Here is a 24,916-nt window from a genome sequence, read left to right on the forward strand (position 1 = left end):
GCGTTATCTCAGTTGTGTCAACGCCGTCCGCATCCCGTGGACGATGATGTTTTGCAGGTGTTGGCTGACCGCAGCCACTAATCCGGGCCGCTGAGTGAGATCTTCGCCCCAGTGATTGGCGTCGCTGAGTACCGCGCGCACCAACTGTTCCGGAGTCTGTTTATCGTTATTTACTGCTGGCCACAGTTCAGCAAAACGCTGTAGCCAGTGTTCGTCGTCCTGCAGCGGCCAGTGACGATCGCCCTCTGCACCGCGATAAAAGGCCAGCAGCGCGGCAAAGGCGAAGGTCAGGCGCACAGGCCATTGCCCGTTTTGCTGCTGTGACAGCAACAGCTGAGGCAGCAAACGGGTGCGGAATTTGGTCATGCCGTTGAGGGCGATAGAGAGCAACGCATGGCGAATAAAGGGATTGCGGAAGCGACGCTGCACCGCGTCGGCAAAGGCGTGCAGCTCGTCGCGCGGCAGATCCAGCGTAGGGATCACCTCGTCGCGCAGCAGCGCATCGACAAAGCCGGCCATCTGCGCGTCATCCATCGCCTCTCCTACGCTCTCCAGTCCGGCCTGAAAAGCCACCGGCACCAGCGCGGTGTGTGCGCCGTTAAGGATCGCCACCTTTTGCGCTTTGTACGGCGTGATGTCATCAACCAGCTTCACTTCCGGTGCCAGCGCGTGCAGCTGCAGTTCCTGCGCCAGTGCGTCCGGCCCCTGAATCACAAACTGGTAATAGACTTCGCCCGCCACCAGATAGCGATCTTCATAGCTCAGTTCAGCTTCGATCGCCGCGCTATCTGCCGGATGACCGGTGACAATGCGATCCACCAGCGTGTTGTAGAACGCGCAGTGATCCTGCACCCAGCGGGCAAACGCCGGCGGCAGCTGCCAATGCTGGCTGTAGCGCAGCACCAGCTCACGCAGCGTATCGCCGTTGTAATCGATCAGTTCACAGGGCACCACCAGCCAACCTTTATCGCTGGCGCCGGCAAAATGGTTGAAGCGCGCCCACAGCAGCTGCGTCAGCTTGCCGGGAAAGGATGAAGCGGGCGTATCGTCCAGCCGATCCTGCTCAGCGAAGGCAATGCCGGCTTCTGTGGTATTGGAGAAGACAAAGCGCATCTGCGGTGCGCGTGCCAGCGCGAGAAACTCCTCAAACTGCTGATACGGCTGAATTTCACGATTCAGGCTGCGGATCAGGCGGGCTTCACTCACCTGCTCGCCCGCCGCATTCAGCCCGCGAATCAGCGTGGTGTACAAACCATCTTGCTGATTCAGCGTCTCTGCCACCACGCGGTTGCGCGGTCGCACCACCACCACGCCCGCATCGGTATTGTGATGCTGATTGAGCCAGTCGAGCTGCCAGTCGATAAAGGCGCGCAGGAAATTGCCTTCACCAAACTGGATAACGCGCTCACTGTAGTGCGCGCCGGGAAAATCGTGACGGTTGAGTCGCTGCATCATCAGGCTCCCAGCTCAATACCGAAGTAATCGCGCGCATTGTTGAAACTGATGTTCTGTACCATTTGCCCCAACAACGCCTCGTCTTCAGGCGCTTCGCCCCGCGCCACCCAATTGCCGATCATCTGGCATAACAGACGACGGAAATATTCGTGGCGCGTATAGGAGAGGAAACTGCGGCTGTCGGTTAGCATGCCGACAAAGCGGCTCAGCAGGCCGATTTGCGCCAGCTGCGTCATCTGCCGCTGCATGCCATCCAGCTGATCGTTAAACCACCACGCCGAACCAAACTGCATCTTGCCTGGTTCGCCTTCACCCTGGAAATTGCCCGCCATGGTCGCCAGGACTTCGTTGTCGCGCGGGTTGACGCAGTAAAGGATGGTTTTGGGCAGCGCGTTATTGCGGTTCTGCGCATCCAGCAGGCGCGCCAGCGGAATCGCCAGCGGCGCATCATTGATGGAATCGAAGCCAACATCCGGCCCGAGGATATCGAACTGGCGGCGATTGGCATTGCGCAGCGCGCCAATGTGATACTGCTGCGCCCAGCCGCGACGTGCGTATTCACTGCCGAGCCACACCAACACGGCGGTTTTAAACTGGGCCGTCTCTTCGGCGGAAGGCGCTGCACCTTGCAGTCGGCGCGCCAGAATGCCGTCCAGCGTGGCGTCATCCGCTTCCGCAAACACCACCACATCCAGCGCGTGATCGGAGATTTTGCAGCCATGCGCGGCGAAGTGATCGAGTCGCTGGCTTAAGGCGCGGCGCAGATCGTCAAAGCGCTGCACGTTAACATCCGCGACCTGCTCTAAGCGCTGAATCCACGGCAGGAAACTCTCCAGCTCAATGTTGAAGGCTTTGTCCGGACGCCAGCTCGGCAGCACTTTGACGTCAAAACTGCTGTCCTGCGCCAGCTTGCGGTGATGCTGTAAGTCGTCGAGCGGATCGTCGGTGGTGCCGACCATTTTCACCTTCATCTGCTGCATGATGCCGCGCGCGCTGAAGGCGTCCTGCGCCAGCAGTTCATTGCACTGCTGCCAGATGCGATCTGCGCTCTGTTCATTCAGCAGCACATCGGTGATGCCAAAAGGGCGGCGTAATTCGAGGTGCGTCCAATGATAGAGCGGATTGCCGATGGTGTGCGGCACGGTGCGTGCCCAGGCGTTAAATTTCTCACGGTCGCTGGCATCGCCGGTGCATAACGCTTCCGGCACGCCGTTAGCGCGCATCGCACGCCATTTGTAGTGATCGCCTTTCAGCCAGATGTCATAGAGGTTGGTGAAGCGGTAATTATCGGCAATCTGCTGCGGCGGCAAGTGACAGTGATAGTCGAAAATCGGCTGGTCTTTAGCGTAGTCATGGTACAGACGACGGGCGAACTCGGTGTCGAGTAGAAAATCCTCACTCATAAAACGCGACATACCTGCTTCCTCATTTTGTAGCCAGATGGCTTTTAACTAAAAGTTATCATACCAATTTAGACGAACGGCAAAATTGTTTGCGATCCGACTCACAATAATGACAGTTTCACTGTGGGTATATGGACGATCTTGTTGCGGACAATGCGTTAAATGGCTGTTTTAACGATCTTTCGTCCTAACACACACTGGCCGCAAGGTTTATGTGATGGCATTCAACTTTTGAAGCGGTATAACAAGTTAACCTCTCGCTCCGTTGCTAACGGGATTAATGGCACAGGCAAGGAACTGCGGGAGTGAACAGCACTGTTCACGTCTTCCCGCTCCAGATAACTACAGCGGTAAAACCGCAACGACAGACTGGACGAGGTTAATAATGCGTAAGATCAAAGGGCTACGCTGGTACATGATTGGGCTGGTGACGCTGGGCACCGTGCTCGGTTACCTGACGCGCAATACCATTGCCGTCGCTGCGCCCACGCTGGAAACGCAGTTGGGTATCACCACGCAACAATATTCCTATATCGTCGCCGCCTACTCGGCGTGTTACACCATCATGCAGCCGGTGGCCGGTTATGTGCTGGACATGCTCGGCACCAAAATCGGTTATGCGGTGTTTGCTGTGCTGTGGGCGATCTTCTGCGCGGCAACCGCGATGGCGGGCAGCTGGGGCGGCTTTGCGCTGGCACGCGGCGCGGTGGGTGCCGCCGAAGCAGCGATGATTCCGGCAGGCCTGAAAGCCAGTAGCGAATGGTTCCCCGCCAAAGAGCGTTCGGTGGCGGTGGGCTATTTCAACGTGGGATCGTCGATTGGCGCGATGCTGGCTCCGCCGCTGGTGGTGTGGGCGATCATGGCGCACAGCTGGCAGATGGCGTTCATTATTACCGGCGTGCTGAGCATGGTGTGGGCCATCTGCTGGCTGGTGTTTTATAAGCATCCTAAACAACAAACCAAGCTGAGCGATGAGGAGCGTCACTACATCATTGCCGGCCAGGAATTACAGCATCAAACCGGTAATAACAAGAAGATGTCGGCGCGCCAAATCCTGCGCAATCGCCAGTTCTGGGGCATTGCGCTACCGCGCTTCCTCGCCGAACCGGCGTGGGGAACGTTTAACGCGTGGATCCCGCTGTTTATGTTTAAGGTGTACGGCTTTAACCTGAAAGAGATCGCCATGTTTGCCTGGATGCCGATGTTGTTCGCCGATCTCGGCTGCATCGTCGGGGGCTACTTGCCGCCGCTGTTCCAGCGCTGGTTTGGCGTCAATCTCATCGTCTCGCGCAAACTGGTGGTCACCATGGGCGCGGTGTTGATGATTGCGCCAGGCACCATCGGTCTGTTCACCAGCCCGTATGTGGCGATTGGATTGTTGTGCGTCGGCGGTTTTGCCCATCAGGCGCTTTCAGGCGCGCTGATCACCCTCTCTTCGGATGTGTTTGGCCGTAACGAAGTGGCTACCGCCAACGGCTTAACCGGCATGGCGGCCTGGACGGCGAGCACCATGTTTGCGTTGGTGGTCGGTGCGCTGGCCGATACGCTGGGCTTCAGCCCGCTGTTCGCGGCGCTGGCGGTGTTTGATCTGTTAGGCGCGGTGGTTATCTGGACGGTCCTGAAAAACCAACCGGTTTCTGAACTCGACGATCAGCCAGCGGTGCAGTCCGCCGCGCTACGCACCTAACCTCCTCGGGCTGGCATCGGCCAGCCCATTTCCTCTGTGCGGCTGAAGTGGTATAACAACTCAACTTTCTCCCACAGCGGACCGCGCAATGGACCTGACCGAATCACGACGCCTCTATCAACAGCTCGCCAGCGAACTCAAACGCCGCATTGAAGCAGCCGATTACCGGGTTGGCGACAAACTGCCTGCCGAGCGTCTGATTGCGGAAGAGATGCAGGTGAGCCGAACCGTGGTGCGTGAAGCGATCATCATGCTGGAAGTGGAAGGTTACGTGGAGGTACGGAAAGGTTCCGGCATTCACGTCATCAGCAGCCAGCAGCAGAATCGCGTGGTGACATCCAGCCAGCTGGAGTTCGCCAATTTCGGCCCCTTCGAGTTATTGCAGGCGCGCCAGCTAATTGAAAGCAACGTGGCTGAGTTTGCCGCCACGCAGGTGACACGTCAGGATATCGTGGCATTGATGGCGATTCAGGAGAAAGCGCGTCAGGAAGATCATTCACGCGATTCGGCGTGGGATATGGAGTTTCATGTGCGCATCGCGCAATCGACGCAGAACAGCGCCTTAGCAGCGATTGTCGAGAAGATGTGGCTGCACCGTCTGCACAATCCTTACTGGCTGAAGCTGCACGAACATATTGATGCCAAAAATATCACCAGCTGGTGTGACGATCACGACCAGATCCTCAAAGCCCTGATCCGCAAAGATCCCGCCGCCAGTAAGCTGGCAATGTGGCAACATCTGGAAAATACTAAGCAGATGCTGTTTAACGCCACCACCGACGATTTCGAATTTAACGTCGATCGTTACATGTTTGCGGAAAATCCGGTCATCCTGCCTGAAGGTAGCGAAAATCCACGCTGATCCTGCTTATTTTTCAGGCGTTTTGTTGCCGAAAAAGTCAGTTAGTCTGCAATAGTGTCAGCTCATGTAAAGCTCCTTTTGACCACCTGCGTCTAAAGGTAAAACTCCTGTGCGGCAGGCACTTTCCCCTGTCTGGATAACGTTATTTTTGTTACAGTTATCGCCCTTTTATTACCCTTTGCGACAGGGCTTTAAAAAGTCGCTGATTTAACAATCAATTCTGGAAGGATCCGGAAACTCCTGCTCAGGCTGCTTATCTAAAATGTATAACCAACGCCAGTCTGCGCCTAAGCCCCTCACGGGCACGTTTAACAATGATGTTCAGGAATGATTGATGGATATTTTGCAAGCATTGCTGCATGCCTTATGGCAGCAGGATTACGAAATGCTCTCCGACCCGACGCTGGTTTGGGCCATTTATGGCGTGCTGTTCATGATTCTGTTTCTGGAAAATGGACTGCTGCCCGCCGCCTTTCTGCCGGGCGATAGTTTACTGATTCTGGTGGGTGTTCTGATTGCCAAAGGCACCATGGGTTTCCCGCTAACGCTGCTGATTCTGACGACCGGCGCCAGCCTTGGCTGCTGGGTGAGCTACATTCAGGGCCGCTGGCTCGGTAATACGCCTACCGTACAAAAATGGCTTTCGCATTTGCCCGCGCAATATCATCAACGCGCCCACAGATTGTTCCATCGCCATGGCTTGTCTGCATTGCTGGTGGGTCGCTTTATTGCCTTCGTCCGCACCTTGCTCCCCACCATCGCTGGGCTTTCTGGCCTGAGCAATGCGCGCTTCCAGTTCTTCAACTGGGTAAGTGGCTTCCTGTGGGTGCTGATCCTTACCGTGCTGGGCTTCGCGCTGGGTAAAACGCCGATTTTCCGTCGTTACGAAGATGAGCTGATGTTGTGCCTGATGCTGCTGCCGCTGGTGCTGCTGGTAATTGGCCTTGTCGGTTCTTTAGTGGTGATTTGGCGCAAACGTCAGTCGACGCGTAACGGGAATTCACAGTCATGATCAAACTCCGTGGATTCCCAAGGCGTTTCCTGCCTTGGGCGCTGGGTGGCGCGTTGGCGCTGCTGGCGATCTGTTTCGTTCCCACCTTGATGCAGCATGAAACCGTGGTGCAGATCCGCGTCGCTAACAGCGGCACCAATCTGCCCGATGGTTTTTATCTCTATCAGCAACTTTCTGCGCAGGGCGTGCGTATCAAAAGTATTACGCCTTCCGGCGATGCGCTGGTGATTCATTTTGAGAATGAAGAACAGAGCCTGGCGGCGCAGAAAGTGTTGAAGCGCCTGTTGCCACAAGGCTTTGTCGTGGCCACTGGCCCGCAGGCTTCGCAGCAATATCCTGACGCCAATCGCCCCACTTACAGTTAAATGTCACCGCCTGACGTTGAGCCAGGCGGTGAGCTAATCCTCGCTATCCCCGCGTCTTCTTTGAATTTTTTCATCTGCTGTCTATCCTTAGAGGTAGCGTAAGCCTAAGACATGCTGGGAAGCTTCTCCTGTCTGCTCTCAGGCAGGTCATCAACAATGGAAGGTCACAACCTGATGAAACATCAATTACTGCTAGGTGCTATTCTTTTCTCACTCTCGGGTTCGCTGCTGGCGGCTGAATCGCTCTGCCAACAAAAAGAGCAGGATATTCAGCGCGAGATCGATATGGCGAAACAGCACAACAACCAGCGCCGCGTTACCGGGCTGGAGCGCGCGTTGACCGAAGTCCGCGCAGGCTGCACCGATGAGAAGTTGAAATCCGCGCACAGCGAACGCATTGCCGAGCAGAAGCACAAAATCGCCGAGCGTGAGCGTGAGCTGAAAGAAGAGCGTCAGGACGGCGACAAGGACAAAATTGAGAAGCGCGAACGTAAGCTTGAAGAGGCGCAGCACGAACTGAAAAAGCTTGAAGCTGAACCTTATTAATCGGACTTAACTAAATGCTGTAAAAGGAGATTTCCATGGCTAAAGAAACAACATCTGAACATCTGCGCGCTGAATTGAAAAATCTGGCTGATACCCTGGAAGAAGTGCTGAGCAGCTCAGCAGATAAATCCAAAGGTGAGCTGGATAAACTGCGTCACAAAGCGCGCGGCGCTATTGAAAGCTCCCGTGAACGCCTCGGCGATTCCGGCGAACGTATTGCACAAACCACGCGTGAAGCAGCGGAAAAAGCGGACGAATACGTGCGCGATAATCCGTGGCACGGCGTGGGCATCGGTGCAGCGGTAGGTATTCTAATCGGCATTTTAATCTCACGGCGTTAATGATGAGTGATAGTCAGCAAAGCCACGGCCCCGGCAAAGGGGTCTTTAACATCGGTCAACGGATAGTTACCACGCTGGTCAGCATGGTCGAGACGCGTGTCCGACTGGCCATTGTGGAACTGGAAGAGGAAAAGGCAAACCTGATTCAGATGCTGATGATGGTGGGCCTTACCATGCTGTTTACCGCTTTCGGTCTGATGAGCCTGATGGTGTTGATCATCTGGGCGGTGGATGCTCAATATCGCCTGATGGCGATTGCCATTACCACCGCAGTACTGTTTGCGCTGGCGCTGATCTTCGGTTTGTGGACGTTGTACAAATCGCGTCAGTCAACGTTGCTGCGCCACACGCGTAAAGAGCTGGATACCGATCGTACCCTGCTGGAGGAGCATCGCTTATGAGCCGCCGCGAACGTGAAGCACGCATTCACGAACTGCTCAATCAGGTGCAGCAGCAGCGGCTTGATCTCAGCGCCGACCGCCGCGACTGGCTGGCCAGCACCGCGCAGTACGATCGTGGTTGGTTAACCATTATCGGCATGCGTCGTTATCTGGCGATTGGCAGCAGCGCATTGGCCATTTGGTCGATTCGCAGCCCCAACCGTCTGCTGCGCTGGGCCAAGCGCGGTTTCGGCGTCTGGAGCACCTGGCGCATGATCAAATCGACTTTAGATACACGCTAATTCCTCTCTCTAAAACCGGATCGAGATGGTTCGGTTTCGCCCTACTCAAATTTACTGAACAACATTGACAGTTTATCTCGCTTACAACTCTTTCAACCTGCGATTATCATCTCCCTCCATCAGCCCACTGAACTGAAACAACCGGTTCAAGGGGATTCAAAACCCGCAGGCCAACAACCTGCAACAAAAACCTTGTTGGAGTAGATGATGAAAAAATTCGAAGACTCAGGCCTGCTGGTAGCACGCGTATTAATGACCATTCTGTTTATCACCGCAGGCTGGGGCAAAATCACCGGTTACGCTGGTACCGCACAATACATGCAGGCGATGGGCGTCCCAGGCTTCCTGCTGCCGCTGGTTATTCTGCTGGAGTTCGGCGGCGGCCTGGCGATTCTGTTCGGTTTCCTGACGCGCTTTACCGCCTTGTTCACCGCTGGCTTTACCCTGCTGACCGCGTTCCTGTTCCACAGCAACTTCGCGGAAGGTGTTAACCAGCTGATGTTCATGAAAAACCTCTCCATCGCCGGTGGTTTCCTGGTGTTGGGTCTGGTAGGTCCAGGCGCTTACAGCATCGACCGTCTGATTCGTCAGCGCGTTCAGCCAGCGACCGCACGCTAAGCAGCACAAGCGTTAGAGAACACATATACTGATTAACAGGGGCGGGGATTTTCCTCGCCCCTTTTTTATTATGGAGGGCTTATGGGACAGCTGATTGACGGTGTCTGGCACGACACCTGGTACGATACGAAGTCAACCGGTGGCCGCTTCAAACGCACAGAAGCCGTCTGGCGTAACTGGGTTACCGCCGATGGCAGCGCCGGTCCAACCGGCAAAGCGGGCTTCGCCGCTGAGCGTGGTCGCTATCATCTTTACGTCTCGCTTGCCTGCCCGTGGGCGCATCGCACGCTGTTAATGCTTAAGCTCAAGGGATTGGAAGAGATGATTTCGGTTTCGGTGGTGCATCCGCTGATGCTGGAGAACGGCTGGACTTTCGACGCCAGCTTCCCTGACGCTACCGGCGACGCGCTGTATCAAAAAGAGTTTCTCTATCAGATCTATCTGCACGCCGATGCGCACTATTCCGGCCGCGTGACCGTGCCGGTGCTGTGGGATAAAACCCAGCAAACCATCGTCAGCAATGAATCCGCCGATATCATGCGCATGCTCAACAGCGCGTTCGATGCGCAAGGTGCCCGCGCGGGTGACTATTATCCGGCGGAGCTGCGCGACAAGATTGATGAAGTGAACAGCTGGGTTTACGACACGGTCAACAATGGCGTGTATAAAAGCGGTTTTGCCACTTCGCAGGCGGCGTACGATGAATCGGTAACGGCGCTGTTCCATTCGTTAGCGCGTCTTGAACAGATTCTCGGCCAACACCGTTATCTCACTGGCGACCACCTTACCGAAGCCGATTTACGCTTGTGGACCACGCTGGTGCGCTTCGATCCGGTCTACGTTACCCACTTTAAGTGCGATCGTCACCGCATCAGTGATTACCGCAATCTGAGCGGCTTCCTGCGCGACATCTTCCAGATGCCGGGCATCGCCGACACGGTCAATTTGCCGCACATCCGCCATCACTACTATTGCAGCCACAAAACCATCAACCCAAGCGGTGTGATCTCGCTGGGTCCAGCCTTTGACTGGGATGAGCCACACGGCCGGGGTTGATGCTCTTACCCTCTCCCAACGTGGAGAGGGAACCTTAGGCAAACTTAATCAGCACCATACCGATCAACAATAATCCCACGCCCAGCCAGCCAACCCGACTCAGACGCTGACCAAAGAGAATCCAGCCCGCCGCCACGGTGGCGACCAATCCCAGCCCGCCCCACAATGCGTAGGCTACCGTCAAATCAATGCCTTTCACCGCCTGCGCCAGCGCGCTGAATGCCGCCAGCACCGCAACCAGTGATAACACGCCAAACAGCGGACGGCGGAAACCGTTGGAGTATTTCAGGAAGATATTGGCGACAATCTCCAGGCCAATGGCCAGCGCCAGCCATGCGATATGTATCCAGTTAAACGTTGCCATGGCGCAGCTCCTTGCGGCTCAGCGTACCTGATTTGATCAGGACAATGCCGAGGATCAGCGTCAGCAGGCCGGCTACTTTGATGGCGGATAAAGCTTCATCGAACAACAGCACGCTAAACAGCGTAATAAACAGAATGCCAATGCCTTCCCACATGGCATATGCCACACCAAGGGCAATGCGCTTAATGGCGAAGGATAAACAAATATATGAAAGTGCGATCATTACCAGCATAAAAATATAACCGGTGTTGCCACCGTTTACGCTGGCCCATTTCATTGAGACGGTGCCAATAATTTCCGCGGCGATCGCCAGCGCTAATAAAATCCAATACAGCATGATTTCTCTCCTGAACGAGAAATAAACGCCACCCACGCGAAAATAAGCGTGTTAGCAAAGTTAAATTAAAAAGTCAGAATAGGAGAGAACGGAACTAAAGCGCGAAGCGCCAGTGCTGATCGCAGATTGAGCAGTTTGATTCAGAGAGAGAGGAGGAGAGTGAAGCCTTATTTGCCACAAACATTTTGTCCATAAAATTACAACTTATCCACGTTGTTGCTTCTCGTCAGTGTGGATTAAATTTGTCCTCAGTAGTTAAACACGCGCTTATTCTGGCATAGCGGCAATAATGTTTTCAGGGATTTTCATTTCTTTACGTGGAGGCGTTTAATTAAAAGTGTGTGTATTCCCTCACCCTAACCCTCTCCCAGAGGGAGAGGGAACTGTTTATTGCGGTTTGAAAGATCGCTCGATCGGTTCCTTCTCCCGCCTGCGGGAGAAGGTTAGGATGAGGGCCAGCGCGCACCCAACCCCAGAAAACACAAAACCCGCCGAAGCGGGTTTTGTGTTTAAAAAAGTCGAAACTGACCGATAAGCCGGGTTCTGTCGTGGACAGTCATTCATCTAGGCCAGCAATCGCTCACTGGCTCAAGCAGCCTACCCGGGTTCAGTACGGGCCGTACCTTGTGAACCCCTATTTGGCCTTGCTCCGGGTGGAGTTTACCGTGCCACGAACTGTTGCCAGCCGCGCGGTGCGCTCTTACCGCACCCTTTCACCCTTACCTGATCCCATTACTGGGCCATCGGCGGTTTGCTCTCTGTTGCACTGGTCGTAGGCTTGCGCCCCCCAGGCGTTACCTGGCACCCTGCCCTATGGAGCCCGGACTTTCCTCCCCTTTGCCCGTCTCCCCCCGAAAGAGGACGACGACAAAGCGGCGACTGTCTAGTCAGCTTCGGCGCGGGATAATAGGCGATCTGCCACCGTTTGTCACGCCTCTTGCTGCTCTAGCGCATACTTATAGAGTGCGTTCTTCTTCACACCGTGAATTTCTGCCGTCAGCGCGGCGGCTTTCTTCAACGGTAGCTCTTTTTGCAGTAGCGCCAACGTGCGCAACGCCTCAGCCGGCAGCGCTTCTTCATCGGCTTTATGCCCTTCAACAATCAGCACCATCTCGCCTTTACGACGGTTTTCATCTTCCAGCACCCACGCCAGCAATTCACCGACCGGCGCGCCTTGAATAGATTCCCACGTTTTGGTGATCTCACGCGCCAGCACCACGTAGCGCTCGGCACCCCACACGCTGACCATATCCTGCAGGCTATCGATCAGGCGATGGGTCGATTCATAGAAAATCAGCGTGCGCGACTCTTCACCCAGCGCGCGCAGCGCATCGCAACGTCCTTTGCTTTTGGCCGGTAGAAACCCTTCGTAACAGAAACGATCGGACGGTAACCCCGCCGCGCTTAATGCTGTAATCGCCGCGCAGGCACCCGGCAACGGCACCACGCGCACGCCAGCTTCACGGCAGCGACGTACCAAATGGTAGCCGGGATCGTTGATTAACGGCGTGCCGGCATCGGAGACCAGCGCGATGCTCTGGCCCTCTTGCAGCTTAGCTAACAGCACCTCAGCTTTCTGCTGTTCGTTGTGGTCGTGAAGTGCGAAGAGTCGCGCATTGATGGCGAAATGTTGTAGCAACAGCCCGGTATGACGTGTATCTTCCGCTGCGACTAGATCGACGCTTGAGAGCACCGTCAACGCTCGTTGAGTGATATCACCCAGGTTACCGATCGGGGTAGGAACGATATAGAGCGTGCTGGCAGAAATCTCTGCCCGATCGAGTTGTTTCATTGTTTCATCCGAATTGCCGATTTAATATTGAGCATCTTGAAAAAAACATCACTGGATACAGTATGCTTCCTTCAAAAGTCGTACGTCATAAAGCAGGACGCTTAGTACCTGTTCTTCTCGCTGGGCTGATTTTAGCCGCCTGTAGTGGTCAGGGACCGCAACAAACCTCTAACGTCAATATTCAGGGTCCTGCGACTGGCCGGTCTGACTATTATCTGCAGCAGGTGCAGCAAAGCAGCGATGATAGCAAGACCGACTGGCAATTACTTGCCATCCGTGCCCTGTTGAAGGAAGGAAAGTATCCGCAGGCAGCTAATCAGCTCAATCAATTGCCGCAGCAGTTAAGCGATGTGCAACAGCAAGAACTGCTGCTGCTACGTGCGCAGATGCTGATTGGCCAGCAGAATTATAACGGTGCGCAACAGCAACTTGGTCAGGTAAAAACTGACGGCCTGTCGCAGGATCAGCAGGTGCGCTACTACGCACTGCAAATCGCGGCGGCGCAGAATCGCCCTTCACTCTCGTTGCTGCGTGCCTATATTGCGCAAGAGCCGCTGCTGAAGGGCGCCGATCGTCTGAACAATATCGATGCAACCTGGCAAGCACTGACGCAGATGACGCAGGATCAGATTAATAGTCTGGTGATCAATGCTGCTGAAAATACGCTGCAAGGCTGGCTCGATCTGCTGAATACCTGGCGCACCAACAGCCAGGATCCACAGATGTTGAAGGCGGCGATTAAAGACTGGCAGACGCGCTATCCGCAGAACCCAGGCGCCAAAACTCTGCCCACCCAGCTCAGCCAGGTGCAGAACTTCACCAAAGCGTCGACGAATACCATCGCGCTGCTGCTGCCGCTTAACGGCCAGGCGCAGGTGTTTGCCAATGCAATTCAGAAAGGCTTCAACGATGCGCGCAATGGCGTGCTCAATGCGCCAGCGCCGCAAGCAGCGCCTGCTGCTGCCGATGCCAGCGCGCAACAGCCAACTGACGCCAATAGCGTTGTCAGCCCTGCCGTTGCAGGTAACACACCGCCGCAAACCGAGCAGCCGCAGCCAGCCGCACAACCGGTCGCAGCGCAAGGCGACAGTAATGCGCAGGTGAAAGTGTATGACACCAGCAGCCAGCCGATTACGCAGGTGATGCAGCAAGCACAGCAGGATGGCGCCACGCTGGTGGTCGGCCCGCTACTGAAAAACGACGTTGAGCAAGTGGTCAACAGCCAAACCGCACTGAACGTGTTGGCGCTGAACGAACCCGAACAGATCCAGAACCATCCGAATATTTGTTACTTTGCGCTTTCTCCTGAAGACGAAGCGCGCGATGCCGCGCACCATATCTACGAGCAGGGTAAACGCCAGCCGTTGTTGCTGGTGCCGCGCAGCAGTTATGGCGATCGCATCAGCAAAGCGTTCGCGCAAGAGTGGCAAACGCTGGGTGGTTCAACCGTACTGCAGCAGCGTTTTGGCGGCGTTGGCGAACTGAAGCAAGGGATCAACAGTGGTGCGGGTATTGCGTTAAGCGGTACACCGCTGAACGTTGAGCCTGCGCAATCGCAGAGCGTGGCGATTGCCGGCCTAACGATTCCTGCGCCGCAAACCAGCGCACCGGCGCCAACCGCCGATGTCAGCAGCGGTAGCGTGGATGCGGTGTACATTGTCGCCAGCCAGGATGAGCTGCAGCTGATTAAGCCGATGATTGCAATGCGTACCAGTAGCCGTAATAACACCGCGCTGTACGCCAGTTCGCGTAGTGCGCAAGCTGGCGCAGGCCCGGATTTCCGTCTGGAGATGGATGGCCTGCAGTTCAGCGATATTCCGCTGCTGTCCGGTAGCAATCCGGGCCTGATGCAGCAGGCGGCGAAGTCGTTTAACAACGATTATTCGCTGGTTCGCCTCTACGCGATGGGCATTGATGCCTGGACGCTGGCGAATCACTTTAACCAGATGCGTCAGGTGCCAGGCTTTGCCATTGATGGCAACACCGGCAAGCTGAACGCCGACACGGATTGCGTGATCAACAGGAAGTTGGCATGGAACCAGTATCGTCAGGGACAGATCGTTCCGGTGCAGTAAACCGCCAGCGCATTGGCGCTGAGCAGGAACAACTGGCGCGCCGCTATCTGGAGCGCGCCGGGCTGCAGTGGTTCGCCAGCAATGTACGCTGTCGCAGCGGGGAAATTGACCTGATTATGCGCGACGCCGATTGCTGGGTATTTGTTGAAGTGCGCTATCGACGCGATGCGCGCTACGGCGGTGCCGCCGCCAGCGTAACGCGCCAGAAACAACAAAAGCTGCTGCGTGCCGCCGCGCTCTGGTTGCTGGCGCGTGGCGGCAGTTTTGATACGGTGAATTGCCGTTTTGACATCATTGCCATTACCGGGCGTGAGCTGGAGTGGCTGCCCGATGCCTTTAATGCCGATGGATAGAACCAGGTGGTCTTGTGCAGGACAGAATTAAAGCGTGTTTTACCGAAAGTATTCAGACCCAAATCGCCGCGGCCGAAGCGCTGCCCGATGCGATTTCCCGCGCCGCGATGACGCTGGTGCAGTCGCTGCTGAACGGTAACAAAATCCTTAGCTGCGGTAACGGTGCGTCGTCGGCGAATGCCCAGCATTTTGCCGCCAGCATGATTAACCGTTTCGAGACGGAGCGTCCTAGCCTGCCTGCGCTGGCGCTGAGCGCAGATAATGTGATGCTGACGGCGATTGGTAACGATCGTCTGCACGATGAAATTTACGCCAAGCAGGTTCGAGCGCTTGGTCAGGCTGGTGATGTGCTGCTGGCCATTTCCACCCGTGGCAACACCCGCGATATCGTCAAAGCGGTTGAAGCTGCGGTTACCCGCGATATGACCATCGTTGCGTTAACCGGCCACGACGGCGGTGAGCTGGCGGGCCTGCTTGGTCCGCATGATGTGGAAATTCGCATTCCATCACATCGCAGTGCGCGCATTCAGGAAATGCATATGCTGACGCTGAACTGCCTGTGCGATTTGATTGATAACACTTTATTCCCACACCAGGAATGACTGAAGGAGCTCAAATGAAAGCATTGAACGCTGTCGCCATTCTCTTAACCGCCATGCTGCTGCAAGGCTGTGTTGCCGTGGTTGCCGGCGGCGCTGCCGTCGCCACCAAAACCGCCACTGACCCGCGCACCGTGGGCACGCAGGTAGATGACGGTACGCTGGAGCTGCGCGTCTCGAACGCACTGGCAAAAGATGAACAGATCAAAAACCAGGCGCGTGTGGTTGTCACCGCCTATCAGGGCAAAGTGCTGCTGACCGGACAGTCGCCAACCCCGGATCTGGCCAGCCGAGCCAAACAGATCGCCATGGGCGTTGATGGTGCCACCGAGGTGTATAACGAAATCCGCAGCGGACAGAAAGTCAGCCTCGGCACTTCGTCATCGGATACCTGGATCACCACCAAAATCCGCTCGCAGCTGCTGGGCAGCGATCAGGTGAAATCCTCGAACGTCAAAGTGACCACCGAAAACGGTGAAGTGTTCCTGTTAGGATTAGTTACCGCAGAAGAAGCGAAGGCGGCGGCCGATGTTGCCAGCCGTGTGAGCGGCGTGAAGCACGTGACTACGGCCTTCACCATTCTCAAGTAAGCATTACAGCAAAGTATCAGGGCGACTTCGGTCGCCCTTTTTTGTGCGTGAGGATTACGCGGGAAGGTCAATCACCAGCGCGCGCAGCGGCGTTCTGGCCTGCAGGCTAATCTGGTTCTCATCGCTGAGAAACGCGCCGTCGCCGCAGTTCAGCGGCTGCTGATTGGCGCTGCTGGCCTGCACATCCAGCGAACCATGGATCGATTGCAGATAAGCGCGCGGCCCGTGCAATTTCACCGTGTACTGCTCGCCCGGCGCTAACGTCACCTGATGCACCCAAACCTGCTGGCGCAGCTGCAGGCTCCCCTGCGCGCCATCGGGCGAGGCGATCAATACGCTGGTTTGCTGCGGCAGCTCGAGCTTCTGCAACAGCGGATTTTCACGTTCCGGACAGGCCGCCAGCCACAGCTGCATGCGGGTTAACGGGCGATCTTTGCTGATGTTGATTTCACTGTAATTCACGCCCTGACGCGCAGAGAGCAGCATCGCCTCGCCTTCGCGCGCCACCAGATGATTGCCTTCGCTGTCGCGATACTCGGCTTCACCTTGCAGCACCAGATTCAGCACATCGACCTGCGGATAACTGCGCGGCTGGAATGCGGCGCCCGGTGCCAGAATTTCCTGGTTGAGCACGCGCAGCGACGCGTAGCCCATTAATTTTGGATCGAAATAGTGGCCAAATGAGAAGCTGTAGCGCGCCTGCAACCAACCGAAATCGGCCTGGCCACATGCGGACGCGCAGCGGGTTGTCATCATGATAATCCTCCGACGCGCTGCGGTGAGATCCGACCGCAGGCTTGATGGGATTATGGTAAAAGTCTGGACGCCGGATTGTAAGCCAGTTAATCTGCCTGGCATGTTCAAATTTACTGACAGAGAATCGGCATGGCAAAAGACCGCGCGTTAACTCTTGAAGCTTTACGGGTGATGGATGCTATTGACCGTCGTGGCAGCTTTGCCGCCGCGGCCGATGAACTGGGTCGCGTCCCTTCCGCGCTGAGCTACACCATGCAGAAGCTGGAAGAGGAGCTGGATGTGGTGCTGTTTGACCGTTCCGGCCACCGCACCAAGTTCACCAACGTGGGCCGCATGCTGCTGGAACGGGGCCGCGTGCTGCTGGAAGCCGCCGATAAACTCACCACCGATGCCGAAGCGCTGGCGCGCGGTTGGGAAACGCATCTCACCATTGTTGCCGAGGCGCTGGTTCCTTCCGAACGTTTGTTTCCGCTGGTAGAAAAGCTGTCAGAAAAAGCCAATACGCAGATTTCGCTGATCACGGAAGTGTTAGCCGGCGCATGGGAAAGGCTGGAACAGGGACGCGCCGATATTGTGATTGCCCCGGATATGCACTTCCGCGCCTCAACCGAAATCAACACCCGCAAGCTGTACAGCATTATGAGCGTCTACGTTGCCAGCCCGGATCATCCGATTCATCAGGAAGCTGAGCCGCTGTCAGAAGTGACGCGCGTGAAATATCGCGGCATCGCGGTGGCGGACACCGCACGCGAGCGCCCGGTGCTGACGGTGCAGTTGCTGGACAAGCAGCAGCGTCTGACGGTAAGCAGCATGGATGATAAACGCCGCGCGCTACTGGCCGGTTTGGGTGTGGCGACCATGCCGTATCCGATGGTGGAGCAGGATATCGCCGAAGGTCGTTTACGCGTGGTGAGCGCCGAATATACGCGTGAAGTGGACATTATTATGGCGTGGCGCCGCGACAGCATGGGCGAAGCCAAAGCCTGGTGTTTGCGTGAGATTCCGAGGTTGCTGGCGAAGCGCGGTTAGATTGTGCCCGCAGTCCCCCACCTCGGTCCTCCCCCATAAATGGGGGAGGAAGATGCTGCCATATGTCAGTGATTAAGCTGCATTTGGGAGGAAGATGCTGCCACATGTCAGTGATGAAGCTGCATGTGTCAGCATCTCCTTCCCCCGCTTGCGGGGGAAGGCCGGGATGGGGGACAGCGCGCACAAAACCTACAACCGACTCAAACAATCGATCGCCACTGCTTTAAAACTGACGAAATCGGCGCAATCACGCAGCCGCGCCGTCGCCCTTTCGCGCAGGAAAGTGACGAACAAATCGTAAATCGCCATCGCCTCTTCGTACTCGCTTTTGCTGATGGCCAGCAGGAAAATCACCGATGCCGTCTCCTCGCCCCAGCTGACGCCGTGCGGCGCCAGCACCGTGTAGACCACGGTTTTCTGCGCCAGCAAGCCGAGTGAATGCGGCAGCGCGATGCCTTCGCCGAGCAGGGTGCTGACAATCGCTTCGCGCTCCTCAACCGACGGATAAAAATCCGCATCGACAAAACCTTCACCTTCCAGCTGATCGCACAGCAGGCGGAACAACTCTGACTGCGCCATCGGCTTATCCAGCACCATAAAGTGCTGGGCATCGAAGTACTTCTCCAGCATGTACGGGCGCGTGCGATCCACCAGCACCAGCTTGCCGAGCTGCTCCAGCTGGAACTCGGTTGGGAATGGCGACATCACCGCAATCGGCTTGTTCTTCTCGCTGAGCCGCGCGGTAGAGATCACGAAGTCTTCATCAATATGATCGCGCAGTTCATAGTCGCGCTGCGACAGTCGCGCCGTCACCACCAATTGCGGGTATTTGCGCAGCAGCAGCGCTTCGATCATGCGCAGCGTGGAGTTGCCGCTGTCGCACACCAGCAGCACCTGCGGATGGCGCTGATAGCCAACGTCGTAATGCCTCTCCAGCCCGACGCCGATGTGCAGCACCAGAAAACCGATCTCGTTCTCACTGATAGTATAAGGCGTGTATTTGCCCCAGCTGGTCACCGCCGCCAGCGTCACATCGTAGGCCATTGGATAGTGCTGCTTGATGTTGCTCAGCAGCGGATTGGGGATGTGGATTTGGTAGCGCACCCGCGTGATCATGGTTTTGATATGAGTGAGCAGATCGGCGCGCAGCTGCTCGTCGTGCTGCAGCCGATAGTTGTAATGGGTGTTGATGTAGTTCAGCAGGTAATCGACCAGCGCATCGGCGTCGTCGGCGTTAATGGTGCTCGGTGCCAGCGCCTGAATCTGGCGCGCGGCGATGTTGACCCGCAGCCAGTTCTCTTCCGCCTGTGAAATCGGTTTGCCGACCAGCGGACGCATCAGGTTTATCAGGTCGTGCGCCGCTTCGCGCACTTCCTCGCCCACATCTTCCGCACCCGGATCGTTGAGCGGGAAACCTTCGCTGATGCGTCGCACCGCCACCGCGCAGTAGATTTGCAGATAGCGATCGCCCTCATCGCTGAGGCGAATGGCATGCTGGGCAAAGCATTGTTGCAGCAAAGGTTCGAGCTGCGCCAGGATGCCGCTGTGCAGCGCTTCCACCGTCAGCAGCGGGCTGTCTGGCGTCTCCTGATCGATCTGCCACAGCAGGTCGGTTAAGCAGGTGCGGATCGCCGCCTCGCTGCCGAACAGCTTCATGCCGTAATGCGGTTTGGTTTCGATATTGAGGTGATAGCGGCCCAGCCATTCGCGCACTTCTGCCATATCGCTTTGCAGCGTGGCGCGGCTGACAAACCACTCTTCCGACAGATCTTCCAGCTTGATCGAATACGCCGCAGTAAGAAAGCGCGTCAGCAGATAGCGCACGCGCTCCTGCGAAGTACGCGGCACGCGCAGCGGCGTGGCGCTCTCTTGCTGTAAGCGGCCAAAGCGCGCCGCATCGTCAATTTTGAGTTGATATCCCGCGCCGCGCGCCAGCACAAACTGCGCGCCGTGCTGCTCCAGCAGCGCGTTCAGCGCGGTGATATCGGTGCGCACCGTGCGCGTTGAAACGGAAAAGCGGCGTGCCAGCTCATCCTGCGGCAGCGTTTCATTTTGCAGCGCAGCGAAAAGCTGGGTCAGACGCTGATTGGGAAATCTCACGGAGCCTCACCTGTTACTCATTTGTTACAGCAGTTTCTTGCACGTTGCCAGAAGCTGACGCACATCGTCAATGCGCGTGTCGCCGCTTGCGCTATCAATAATCGAACTATAAACGTGCGGGATCACTTTGCTCACACCGGCATCGAGCGCAATACGGACAATCTCTTCGAAATTATTGAGATCGATGCCGCCGGTGGGTTCTAGCCAGAAGTCGTAACGCGCGCAGGCTTCCGCCACCGCACGATACTCATTCACCGCTTTCAGGCCGCCCATCGGGAAGTATTTCACCGAGCTGCCGCCCATGTCCTGCAACATTGCGATAGCGCTGTCGATCGGCACAATTGCGTCGGCGCTCTTTGAGCTGCGCGGTCCGGTGGAGATTTTCACCAGGCCCGGCGTGCCGGTGGGTGAAATCAAACCATTCACCACGGTTTGATTCTGGCCGAGCAGCGCACGGCTGGTCGCCACGCCGGTAAACACCTGATTGACGTGCTGCGGTTGCAGCACCGCCGAGATCTCACTCACCATCGCCGACTGGTTCGGATCGCCCGCGCCTAAACCCACGGACAGCGCATTGTCGATCAGCGCCGCATACTCGCGCATATCGGTAATTGCCGCTTCATTGCTGGCGTAGTTTTTTGACAACACGCCCACCAGCACATGGCCTTCAGCCGCCTGCCAGATCTCTTTGGCGTTCTGCTTCGAACCGGCCAGCACGTTAAGGCACAGGCGATCCTGATAGAAATTCGGGTTCAGACTCATGCGCGTTTTCCTCCGCTGATCAACGCCTGAATAGCGCTAAAGATGATGTGCAGCTGATCGGCGCTAACGCTGCGCACATCGGCTTCGATAATGCCTTCGTTGGCTTTGTAGCCACGGAAATAGATGGCGATGTCGCCGGTTTTCAGCGCCTGCACCAGTTCGCCAGTCGGCCAGCCGGTGACCGCTTCATCAAACTTGATTTCGGCACGCGCAATATCGCGTCCGGCGGCATCCCACACCACGCGCGCGCTGACGCCGTTCAGCGTGTTGAGGTTGTCGATGAAAGGCGTCATGTTAGCCACCATCTCGGCGCCGGTGGTTTTTGGCTGCACCAGATAGTTTTCAATCGCCTGCGTCAGGCCAAGAATGCCCTCTTTACCAACTTTCATCGCGCGGCCAATACCGTTGCTCTGACGTTTCACCCACTCAACGTATTGCGTACGACCAATCACTAAGCCGCTGGTCGGCCCTTCAATCGCCTTGGCACCGCTGTAAATCACTAGATCCGCGCCCATTTGGTAGTAGCACTGCAAATCTTCTTCCGCTGCCGCATCGACAATCAATGGAATGCCGTGTTTGCGCGCCACAACTGCCGCCTGCTCCACGCTGAGATGGCTTTTCTGCACGCAGTGGTGCGATTTGATGTACATCAGCGCCGCCGTGGTGGGCGTGATCGCCGCCGCCAGCTGCTCTGGCGAACATTCGTTGCTGTAACCGGCTTCGATTAAACGACCGCCGCCCAGCGCCACCATGCTGCCAACCGGCGCGCCAAAGTTCACGTTATGCCCTTTTGGCACCACGATATCGTGTGGCACGCTGAGCGGCGCGGCGTGCAGATTTTCCAGCAGCCAGTCGTTATCTTTAACAATCACCGCCGCCACGCTCTGCGCTATGCCCGCCGAGGCACACGACACCACCACCGCGCTCTCCACGTCCAGCAGTTTGGCGATGTAAGCACCGGTCTTATTGACCAGATCTTTCATCTCGAAGTAGTGATTCAGACCGTAGCTGACGGTATCCACCACCTCCGCAGACGGCGTGGAAACGCCAAGAATGGTCATGCGGCCCGAGGCGTTGATGACCTGTTTCAGGTCATATTTTTCATAAATCGAAGACATGATTCGCTTTCCCTTCATCAGTCAGATGCCAGTGACCGGCGATAACCACGGCCTGCGGCAAAATATGTTGCTCACCCATCACCCGCTCGCCTTCAGCATCGACGAACGGGCGGGCTTCCTCTTTGACGGTAAAAATGGTCAGGTCGGCGTCATAACCGGCGGTTAAGCGCCCTTTGCCCGCCAGACGCAGGCCAGCAGCGGCATTAACGGTGACGCACTCGATGATTTGCGGCAGCGTCATGCCAATGCTGAAGAATTTCGACATTACGTGCGCCAGGCTATGCACCGGGCCGTTGATGCGGTTGCGACAGTAAATGTCGGAGCTGATGGTGTCGGGCAGAATGCCCTGCGCAATCGCCTGACGCGCCACCTCAAAACTGAAGCTGGCACCGCCGTGGCCGATATCCAGCTTCACGCCGCGCGCGATGGCATTTTTCACCGCCGCTTTCAGTTCGCCCTGCGGCGACAAGATACGGTTCGGTTTGCCGTTAAAACAGTGGGTAATGATGTCGCCGGAGGTCAGCAGATCGGCGATCTCTTCCAGCACCGGCGGGTTGTTGCCGATGTGCACCATCAGCGGCAAGTTGCCGGCTGCCTGCTGAATTGCCTTGGCCCGCACCAGCGGCTGAATGCCGTTCTCGCCCACCACGCTGCTGCTCATGCGCGCTTTCAAGCCGACGATAAAGTCGGGACGGCGTTTCACCGCCTGCACCACCGCATCGCTATCGATCTGCGCCATATCGGCCAGCTCGTTTTGCGTCACGATACCGGTGCGCGAAATGTTGATCAGCGCACGCACTTCGGTGGTAGCCGAACGCGTGAGCTGATAAAAGTCGTCGATGTCATCAGCGCCGGTGCTGCCGGCATCCACCACCGTGGTGACGCCTTGCGCCATGCCAATGGTGTCGGCGTCGTCGTGATAAATCGGGGATTTGGGATAACAGTGCACGTGGCTGTCAATCCAGCCAGCGCTGACGTAGTAACGTCCCGCGAGATCGCGCTCCTGCTGTGCCGGGCCGCTCACCTCGCCGACGGCGGCAATTTTGCCGTGCTGGATGGCAATATCCACCAGCAGTTCGTCGCACAGACGTGCGCGGCGCAGAATCAGATCAAACATGCTTACTCCTTACTCATTAAGGTGCGCATAAATGCGCACCCTACGAAAATCGCTGCAACCCATCGTAGGGTCGCCATTCATGGCGACCGTCAAACCAACCGCATTACAGCGAAATCGGGAACATCGCACCCAACACCATCGCGCCCAAAATCGCGCCGCCGGTAATAGGCTTATTCCACAGGTAGAACAGCAGCGCGCCCACCAGCGAACCGAGACCAATCGGAATCGACGCGGCCATGGCAGACAGGATAATCAGCGGCCCGAGGAAACGGCCCGATGCGTTACCCGCGCCCATCATCACGTCTGCGCCGTAGGTTGAGTCGCTCTGGTTGATGGTGAACTTACGCGCCAGGATGATCAGATAACCAATCGCCAATCCCACCACCAAACCCGTCGCCAGCGATGCGGCAAAGTTGGCGACCGGGAACACGATTCCTGCACCGAGCAGCAACGCAGGCACGCCGAGGCCGACGCCGGTCTGGATCGCGCCGCCGATATCGAGAATCCCCACCAGCGAACCTTCGATAATGCGTGCAAACAGGAAGCTGGCACCAAACGCCGCCACCGCGCCATACACGCCGGTTTCCATACCAGCACGCAGCATCGAAACAAACGCCACTTCGTTAAAAGCACCAATGCCGTACAGGTAATACATGTGCGTACCGGCAAACACGCCGGAGGAGAGCAGGCCAACAAAAATCGGGAAAGACCAGTCGGCGTACCAGAACCCTTTGTTTTCGTTCTCGTTCATGCTGATGGCTCCTTATTTGCCGCTGACGCTGTTGTGGATCATATCCAGCCAGCCCGGAATACCCAGTTGGAAGGATTGCAGCAGTTTCATGTCGAAACCGCGGAAGAAGCCGCTTAAGGCAAACAGCAGCACGATGGCAAACATCATCACCTTGGTGACTTTGTTCCAGCCGCTCTCTTCCACGCCTTTACCGATCAGGATGCCCAGCACCAAACCCGGTACGGCGTTACCCATGATCAGCTGCGCCAGACCGCCAAAGATGGTGGCCCAGAAGCCAGATTTCTTACCGGCATCAATCGCTGCCAGCCAGAAGATCACTGGCATCACGGTGTTCACCAGCAGGTTCGCTGCCGGAACCAGCACTTTCACCGCCGTAACCTGCAAGGCTGCCGGAACCGCAGATGCGGTGCTGTTAAGGAAGGCCACCACAATCATGCCGATGATGCCGCAGGCAATCGCCATGCGTTTCGGATTGTGCAGCGTTTCCGCCACGTTGCGGTTTTTCACCATCAATGCCGCCGCGCCCCAGTTAGGCAAAATGCGGTGATCGACGTCCTGCGTGAAAGAACCCGCTGCCACGGATGATGCCCAGGCGTTAAAGAAGAAGCCGAGACCAAAGGAGAAGTGCGATGCCGGATCGCCTTCACAGGAATTGAGTTCACCCAAAGTACGGAACGCGCCCATACCTTGCGTGGTCGGTGCGTGGAACATGCGCGCTGCGCCCGCTCCCACCCCGACGCCAACCAATCCGCCAATGATTAACGACTTAAACAAAATGATTAAGAACATGTTGTTACCTTTGTTGTCGTTTTTTATACCCGCCACAGCATGGTGTTGGGCTGTTCTATGAGGCCGCCGTGAATTGCACCTTGTCGGTATCGATCACGGTGACGCTAACGGTAATTTCCAGCTCAACGCTGTAATTCCGTCGCTCGCGCGCCAGGAAGAAAAAGAGAAACTTCTCCCTTCGCACGCTCTCCTGCGCGCGCAGCACCCGCACATCCATGGGTTCAATGCGCAACAGAATCTTTTGGCTGGTGCGCAGCACTTGCTGCTGCACCTTGCTCAGCGCATCGGCAAAGGCTTTTGCTTTACTGTCGCCTTTGCCCTGCACCGTTACCTGCGTCTCGTATTGCTGTTTCATAC

At 56.6% G+C, this 24,916-nt stretch carries 28 protein-coding genes and 1 other RNA gene; 15 read left to right on the forward strand and 14 right to left on the reverse strand.

The genetic code is table 11. The features are described from left to right. Positions 1–3 precede the first annotated feature (3 nt). Complete coding sequence (locus HX773_RS03960; protein WP_176970527.1) at positions 4–1,452, reverse strand: tagaturonate reductase; 1,449 nt, start codon at positions 1,450–1,452, stop codon at positions 4–6. Positions 1,453–1,454: 2 nt separating this feature from the next. After that, positions 1,455–2,870: a glucuronate isomerase gene (gene uxaC, locus HX773_RS03965; RefSeq protein WP_176970528.1), complete on the reverse strand. Its 1,416-nt coding sequence runs from the start codon at positions 2,868–2,870 to the stop codon at positions 1,455–1,457. Positions 2,871–3,243: 373 nt separating this feature from the next. Between uxaC and HX773_RS03970 the strand changes: the two genes are divergently transcribed. The 10 genes from HX773_RS03970 (at position 3,244) to HX773_RS04015 (ending at position 10,027) form a co-directional block, all read left to right on the forward strand. After that, positions 3,244–4,545: an MFS transporter gene (locus HX773_RS03970; RefSeq protein WP_176970529.1), complete on the forward strand. Its 1,302-nt coding sequence runs from the start codon at positions 3,244–3,246 to the stop codon at positions 4,543–4,545. A gap of 88 nt (positions 4,546–4,633) precedes the next feature. Then, complete coding sequence (exuR, locus tag HX773_RS03975; RefSeq protein WP_008103503.1) at positions 4,634–5,407, forward strand: transcriptional regulator ExuR; 774 nt, start codon at positions 4,634–4,636, stop codon at positions 5,405–5,407. A gap of 334 nt (positions 5,408–5,741) precedes the next feature. Beyond that, positions 5,742–6,419, forward strand: coding sequence for a DedA family protein (locus tag HX773_RS03980; protein WP_008103505.1), 678 nt, complete (start codon positions 5,742–5,744; stop codon positions 6,417–6,419). Further along, on the forward strand, positions 6,416–6,784 hold the full coding sequence (gene mzrA / locus HX773_RS03985; RefSeq protein WP_176970530.1) for an EnvZ/OmpR regulon moderator MzrA: 369 nt from the start codon (positions 6,416–6,418) through the stop codon (positions 6,782–6,784). Before HX773_RS03980 ends, mzrA begins: the two co-directional genes overlap by 4 nt. 174 nt (positions 6,785–6,958) lie before the next feature. Next, complete coding sequence (locus HX773_RS03990; RefSeq protein ID WP_176970531.1) at positions 6,959–7,330, forward strand: DUF1090 domain-containing protein; 372 nt, start codon at positions 6,959–6,961, stop codon at positions 7,328–7,330. A 35-nt stretch (positions 7,331–7,365) separates the two neighbouring features. Further along, positions 7,366–7,671: a YqjD family protein gene (locus tag HX773_RS03995; protein WP_007890363.1), complete on the forward strand. Its 306-nt coding sequence runs from the start codon at positions 7,366–7,368 to the stop codon at positions 7,669–7,671. Positions 7,672–7,673: 2 nt separating this feature from the next. Beyond that, the gene (locus HX773_RS04000) at positions 7,674–8,072 is read left to right on the forward strand and encodes a phage holin family protein (protein WP_176970532.1); all 399 of its coding nucleotides are present in this window, start codon (positions 7,674–7,676) and stop codon (positions 8,070–8,072) included. Continuing rightward, the gene (locus HX773_RS04005) at positions 8,069–8,353 is read left to right on the forward strand and encodes a YqjK-like family protein (protein ID WP_176970533.1); all 285 of its coding nucleotides are present in this window, start codon (positions 8,069–8,071) and stop codon (positions 8,351–8,353) included. Before HX773_RS04000 ends, HX773_RS04005 begins: the two co-directional genes overlap by 4 nt. A 207-nt stretch (positions 8,354–8,560) precedes the next feature. Further along, on the forward strand, positions 8,561–8,971 hold the full coding sequence (locus HX773_RS04010; RefSeq protein ID WP_008103518.1) for a DoxX family protein: 411 nt from the start codon (positions 8,561–8,563) through the stop codon (positions 8,969–8,971). 81 nt (positions 8,972–9,052) lie between these two features. Next, on the forward strand, positions 9,053–10,027 hold the full coding sequence (locus tag HX773_RS04015) for a glutathione S-transferase family protein (RefSeq protein WP_176970534.1): 975 nt from the start codon (positions 9,053–9,055) through the stop codon (positions 10,025–10,027). Positions 10,028–10,061: 34 nt separating this feature from the next. Here the strand turns inward: HX773_RS04015 and mdtI are convergent, their stop codons facing one another. The 4 genes from mdtI to rsmI all read right to left on the reverse strand — a co-directional run bounded on the left by mdtI (position 10,062) and on the right by rsmI (position 12,520). After that, positions 10,062–10,391: a multidrug/spermidine efflux SMR transporter subunit MdtI gene (mdtI, locus tag HX773_RS04020; protein ID WP_176970535.1), complete on the reverse strand. Its 330-nt coding sequence runs from the start codon at positions 10,389–10,391 to the stop codon at positions 10,062–10,064. Further along, on the reverse strand, positions 10,378–10,728 hold the full coding sequence (gene mdtJ, locus HX773_RS04025; protein ID WP_176970536.1) for a multidrug/spermidine efflux SMR transporter subunit MdtJ: 351 nt from the start codon (positions 10,726–10,728) through the stop codon (positions 10,378–10,380). The genes mdtI and mdtJ overlap by 14 nt, the downstream gene beginning before the upstream one ends. Positions 10,729–11,244: 516 nt before the next feature. Beyond that, positions 11,245–11,623: RNase P RNA component class A (gene rnpB, locus HX773_RS04030), an RNA gene on the reverse strand. A gap of 33 nt (positions 11,624–11,656) precedes the next feature. Next, positions 11,657–12,520, reverse strand: a complete 864-nt coding sequence (rsmI, locus tag HX773_RS04035) for a 16S rRNA (cytidine(1402)-2'-O)-methyltransferase (protein WP_176970537.1) — start codon at positions 12,518–12,520, stop codon at positions 11,657–11,659. 62 nt (positions 12,521–12,582) lie between these two features. Here rsmI and HX773_RS04040 point away from each other — a divergent pair, with 62 nt between their 5' ends. From HX773_RS04040 to dolP, 4 genes are read left to right on the forward strand one after another with little or no spacing between them, the layout of a single operon-like run. Further along, positions 12,583–14,595: a penicillin-binding protein activator gene (locus tag HX773_RS04040; RefSeq protein ID WP_176970538.1), complete on the forward strand. Its 2,013-nt coding sequence runs from the start codon at positions 12,583–12,585 to the stop codon at positions 14,593–14,595. Beyond that, positions 14,553–14,948 (forward strand): YraN family protein, encoded by a 396-nt coding sequence (locus tag HX773_RS04045; RefSeq protein WP_008103534.1) that lies wholly within the window; start codon positions 14,553–14,555, stop codon positions 14,946–14,948. The genes HX773_RS04040 and HX773_RS04045 overlap by 43 nt, the downstream gene beginning before the upstream one ends. Before the next feature lie 14 nt (positions 14,949–14,962). Next, positions 14,963–15,550, forward strand: coding sequence for a DnaA initiator-associating protein DiaA (diaA, locus tag HX773_RS04050; protein WP_007890352.1), 588 nt, complete (start codon positions 14,963–14,965; stop codon positions 15,548–15,550). 14 nt (positions 15,551–15,564) lie between these two features. Continuing rightward, positions 15,565–16,137, forward strand: a complete 573-nt coding sequence (gene dolP / locus HX773_RS04055; RefSeq protein ID WP_008103536.1) for a division/outer membrane stress-associated lipid-binding lipoprotein — start codon at positions 15,565–15,567, stop codon at positions 16,135–16,137. A 54-nt stretch (positions 16,138–16,191) separates the two neighbouring features. On the opposite strand, the gene HX773_RS04060 is transcribed toward dolP, so the two are convergent. Next, complete coding sequence (locus HX773_RS04060) at positions 16,192–16,893, reverse strand: pirin family protein (protein WP_176970539.1); 702 nt, start codon at positions 16,891–16,893, stop codon at positions 16,192–16,194. 129 nt (positions 16,894–17,022) lie between these two features. Between HX773_RS04060 and HX773_RS04065 the strand changes: the two genes are divergently transcribed. Then, positions 17,023–17,922: a LysR family transcriptional regulator gene (locus HX773_RS04065; RefSeq protein WP_176970540.1), complete on the forward strand. Its 900-nt coding sequence runs from the start codon at positions 17,023–17,025 to the stop codon at positions 17,920–17,922. A 189-nt stretch (positions 17,923–18,111) separates the two neighbouring features. Here the strand turns inward: HX773_RS04065 and HX773_RS04070 are convergent, their stop codons facing one another. The 7 genes from HX773_RS04070 to HX773_RS04100 all read right to left on the reverse strand — a co-directional run bounded on the left by HX773_RS04070 (position 18,112) and on the right by HX773_RS04100 (position 24,914). Beyond that, positions 18,112–20,022: a BglG family transcription antiterminator gene (locus HX773_RS04070; RefSeq protein ID WP_176970541.1), complete on the reverse strand. Its 1,911-nt coding sequence runs from the start codon at positions 20,020–20,022 to the stop codon at positions 18,112–18,114. Positions 20,023–20,046: 24 nt separating this feature from the next. Next, positions 20,047–20,784 (reverse strand): KDGP aldolase family protein, encoded by a 738-nt coding sequence (locus HX773_RS04075; RefSeq protein WP_176970542.1) that lies wholly within the window; start codon positions 20,782–20,784, stop codon positions 20,047–20,049. Beyond that, complete coding sequence (locus HX773_RS04080) at positions 20,781–21,902, reverse strand: DgaE family pyridoxal phosphate-dependent ammonia lyase (RefSeq protein WP_176970543.1); 1,122 nt, start codon at positions 21,900–21,902, stop codon at positions 20,781–20,783. Before HX773_RS04080 ends, HX773_RS04075 begins: the two co-directional genes overlap by 4 nt. Further along, the gene (locus tag HX773_RS04085; RefSeq protein ID WP_176970544.1) at positions 21,886–23,019 is read right to left on the reverse strand and encodes an amidohydrolase/deacetylase family metallohydrolase; all 1,134 of its coding nucleotides are present in this window, start codon (positions 23,017–23,019) and stop codon (positions 21,886–21,888) included. Before HX773_RS04085 ends, HX773_RS04080 begins: the two co-directional genes overlap by 17 nt. Positions 23,020–23,122: 103 nt before the next feature. Beyond that, positions 23,123–23,770, reverse strand: coding sequence for a DUF4310 family protein (locus HX773_RS04090; RefSeq protein ID WP_176970545.1), 648 nt, complete (start codon positions 23,768–23,770; stop codon positions 23,123–23,125). 12 nt (positions 23,771–23,782) lie between these two features. After that, the gene (locus tag HX773_RS04095) at positions 23,783–24,559 is read right to left on the reverse strand and encodes a DUF4311 domain-containing protein (RefSeq protein WP_007892190.1); all 777 of its coding nucleotides are present in this window, start codon (positions 24,557–24,559) and stop codon (positions 23,783–23,785) included. A gap of 55 nt (positions 24,560–24,614) precedes the next feature. Beyond that, positions 24,615–24,914 carry a DUF4312 family protein gene (locus HX773_RS04100; protein ID WP_176970546.1) on the reverse strand — a complete coding sequence of 100 codons (300 nt, stop codon included), beginning with the start codon at positions 24,912–24,914 and terminating at the stop codon, positions 24,615–24,617. Positions 24,915–24,916 lie beyond the last annotated feature (2 nt).

The organism is Pantoea sp. B9002, from assembly GCF_013385945.1.
Taxonomy (GTDB): domain Bacteria; phylum Pseudomonadota; class Gammaproteobacteria; order Enterobacterales; family Enterobacteriaceae; genus Pantoea.

What these genes read in the sequence shown, in the direction of transcription:
- HX773_RS04010 (WP_008103518.1), top strand. Translation starts at nt 8,561, where the DNA reads ATGAAAAAATTCGAAGACTCAGGCCTGCTGGTAGCACGCGTATTAATG.
- HX773_RS04060 (WP_176970539.1), bottom strand. Translation starts at nt 16,893, where the DNA reads ATGATGACAACCCGCTGCGCGTCCGCATGTGGCCAGGCCGATTTCGGT.
- HX773_RS04015 (WP_176970534.1), top strand. Translation starts at nt 9,053, where the DNA reads ATGGGACAGCTGATTGACGGTGTCTGGCACGACACCTGGTACGATACG.
- HX773_RS03995 (WP_007890363.1), top strand. Translation starts at nt 7,366, where the DNA reads ATGGCTAAAGAAACAACATCTGAACATCTGCGCGCTGAATTGAAAAAT.
- HX773_RS04040 (WP_176970538.1), top strand. Translation starts at nt 12,583, where the DNA reads ATGCTTCCTTCAAAAGTCGTACGTCATAAAGCAGGACGCTTAGTACCT.
- HX773_RS04090 (WP_176970545.1), bottom strand. Translation starts at nt 23,770, where the DNA reads ATGAACGAGAACGAAAACAAAGGGTTCTGGTACGCCGACTGGTCTTTC.
- HX773_RS04000 (WP_176970532.1), top strand. Translation starts at nt 7,674, where the DNA reads ATGAGTGATAGTCAGCAAAGCCACGGCCCCGGCAAAGGGGTCTTTAAC.
- HX773_RS03990 (WP_176970531.1), top strand. Translation starts at nt 6,959, where the DNA reads ATGAAACATCAATTACTGCTAGGTGCTATTCTTTTCTCACTCTCGGGT.
- dolP (WP_008103536.1), top strand. Translation starts at nt 15,565, where the DNA reads ATGAAAGCATTGAACGCTGTCGCCATTCTCTTAACCGCCATGCTGCTG.
- uxaC (WP_176970528.1), bottom strand. Translation starts at nt 2,870, where the DNA reads ATGTCGCGTTTTATGAGTGAGGATTTTCTACTCGACACCGAGTTCGCC.
- HX773_RS03970 (WP_176970529.1), top strand. Translation starts at nt 3,244, where the DNA reads ATGCGTAAGATCAAAGGGCTACGCTGGTACATGATTGGGCTGGTGACG.
- HX773_RS04065 (WP_176970540.1), top strand. Translation starts at nt 17,023, where the DNA reads ATGGCAAAAGACCGCGCGTTAACTCTTGAAGCTTTACGGGTGATGGAT.
- HX773_RS04045 (WP_008103534.1), top strand. Translation starts at nt 14,553, where the DNA reads ATGGAACCAGTATCGTCAGGGACAGATCGTTCCGGTGCAGTAAACCGC.
- mdtJ (WP_176970536.1), bottom strand. Translation starts at nt 10,728, where the DNA reads ATGCTGTATTGGATTTTATTAGCGCTGGCGATCGCCGCGGAAATTATT.
- exuR (WP_008103503.1), top strand. Translation starts at nt 4,634, where the DNA reads ATGGACCTGACCGAATCACGACGCCTCTATCAACAGCTCGCCAGCGAA.
- HX773_RS04085 (WP_176970544.1), bottom strand. Translation starts at nt 23,019, where the DNA reads ATGTTTGATCTGATTCTGCGCCGCGCACGTCTGTGCGACGAACTGCTG.
- HX773_RS04005 (WP_176970533.1), top strand. Translation starts at nt 8,069, where the DNA reads ATGAGCCGCCGCGAACGTGAAGCACGCATTCACGAACTGCTCAATCAG.
- HX773_RS03960 (WP_176970527.1), bottom strand. Translation starts at nt 1,452, where the DNA reads ATGCAGCGACTCAACCGTCACGATTTTCCCGGCGCGCACTACAGTGAG.
- mdtI (WP_176970535.1), bottom strand. Translation starts at nt 10,391, where the DNA reads ATGGCAACGTTTAACTGGATACATATCGCATGGCTGGCGCTGGCCATT.
- mzrA (WP_176970530.1), top strand. Translation starts at nt 6,416, where the DNA reads ATGATCAAACTCCGTGGATTCCCAAGGCGTTTCCTGCCTTGGGCGCTG.
- HX773_RS04075 (WP_176970542.1), bottom strand. Translation starts at nt 20,784, where the DNA reads ATGAGTCTGAACCCGAATTTCTATCAGGATCGCCTGTGCCTTAACGTG.
- HX773_RS04100 (WP_176970546.1), bottom strand. Translation starts at nt 24,914, where the DNA reads ATGAAACAGCAATACGAGACGCAGGTAACGGTGCAGGGCAAAGGCGAC.
- rsmI (WP_176970537.1), bottom strand. Translation starts at nt 12,520, where the DNA reads ATGAAACAACTCGATCGGGCAGAGATTTCTGCCAGCACGCTCTATATC.
- HX773_RS04095 (WP_007892190.1), bottom strand. Translation starts at nt 24,559, where the DNA reads ATGTTCTTAATCATTTTGTTTAAGTCGTTAATCATTGGCGGATTGGTT.
- HX773_RS03980 (WP_008103505.1), top strand. Translation starts at nt 5,742, where the DNA reads ATGGATATTTTGCAAGCATTGCTGCATGCCTTATGGCAGCAGGATTAC.
- HX773_RS04080 (WP_176970543.1), bottom strand. Translation starts at nt 21,902, where the DNA reads ATGTCTTCGATTTATGAAAAATATGACCTGAAACAGGTCATCAACGCC.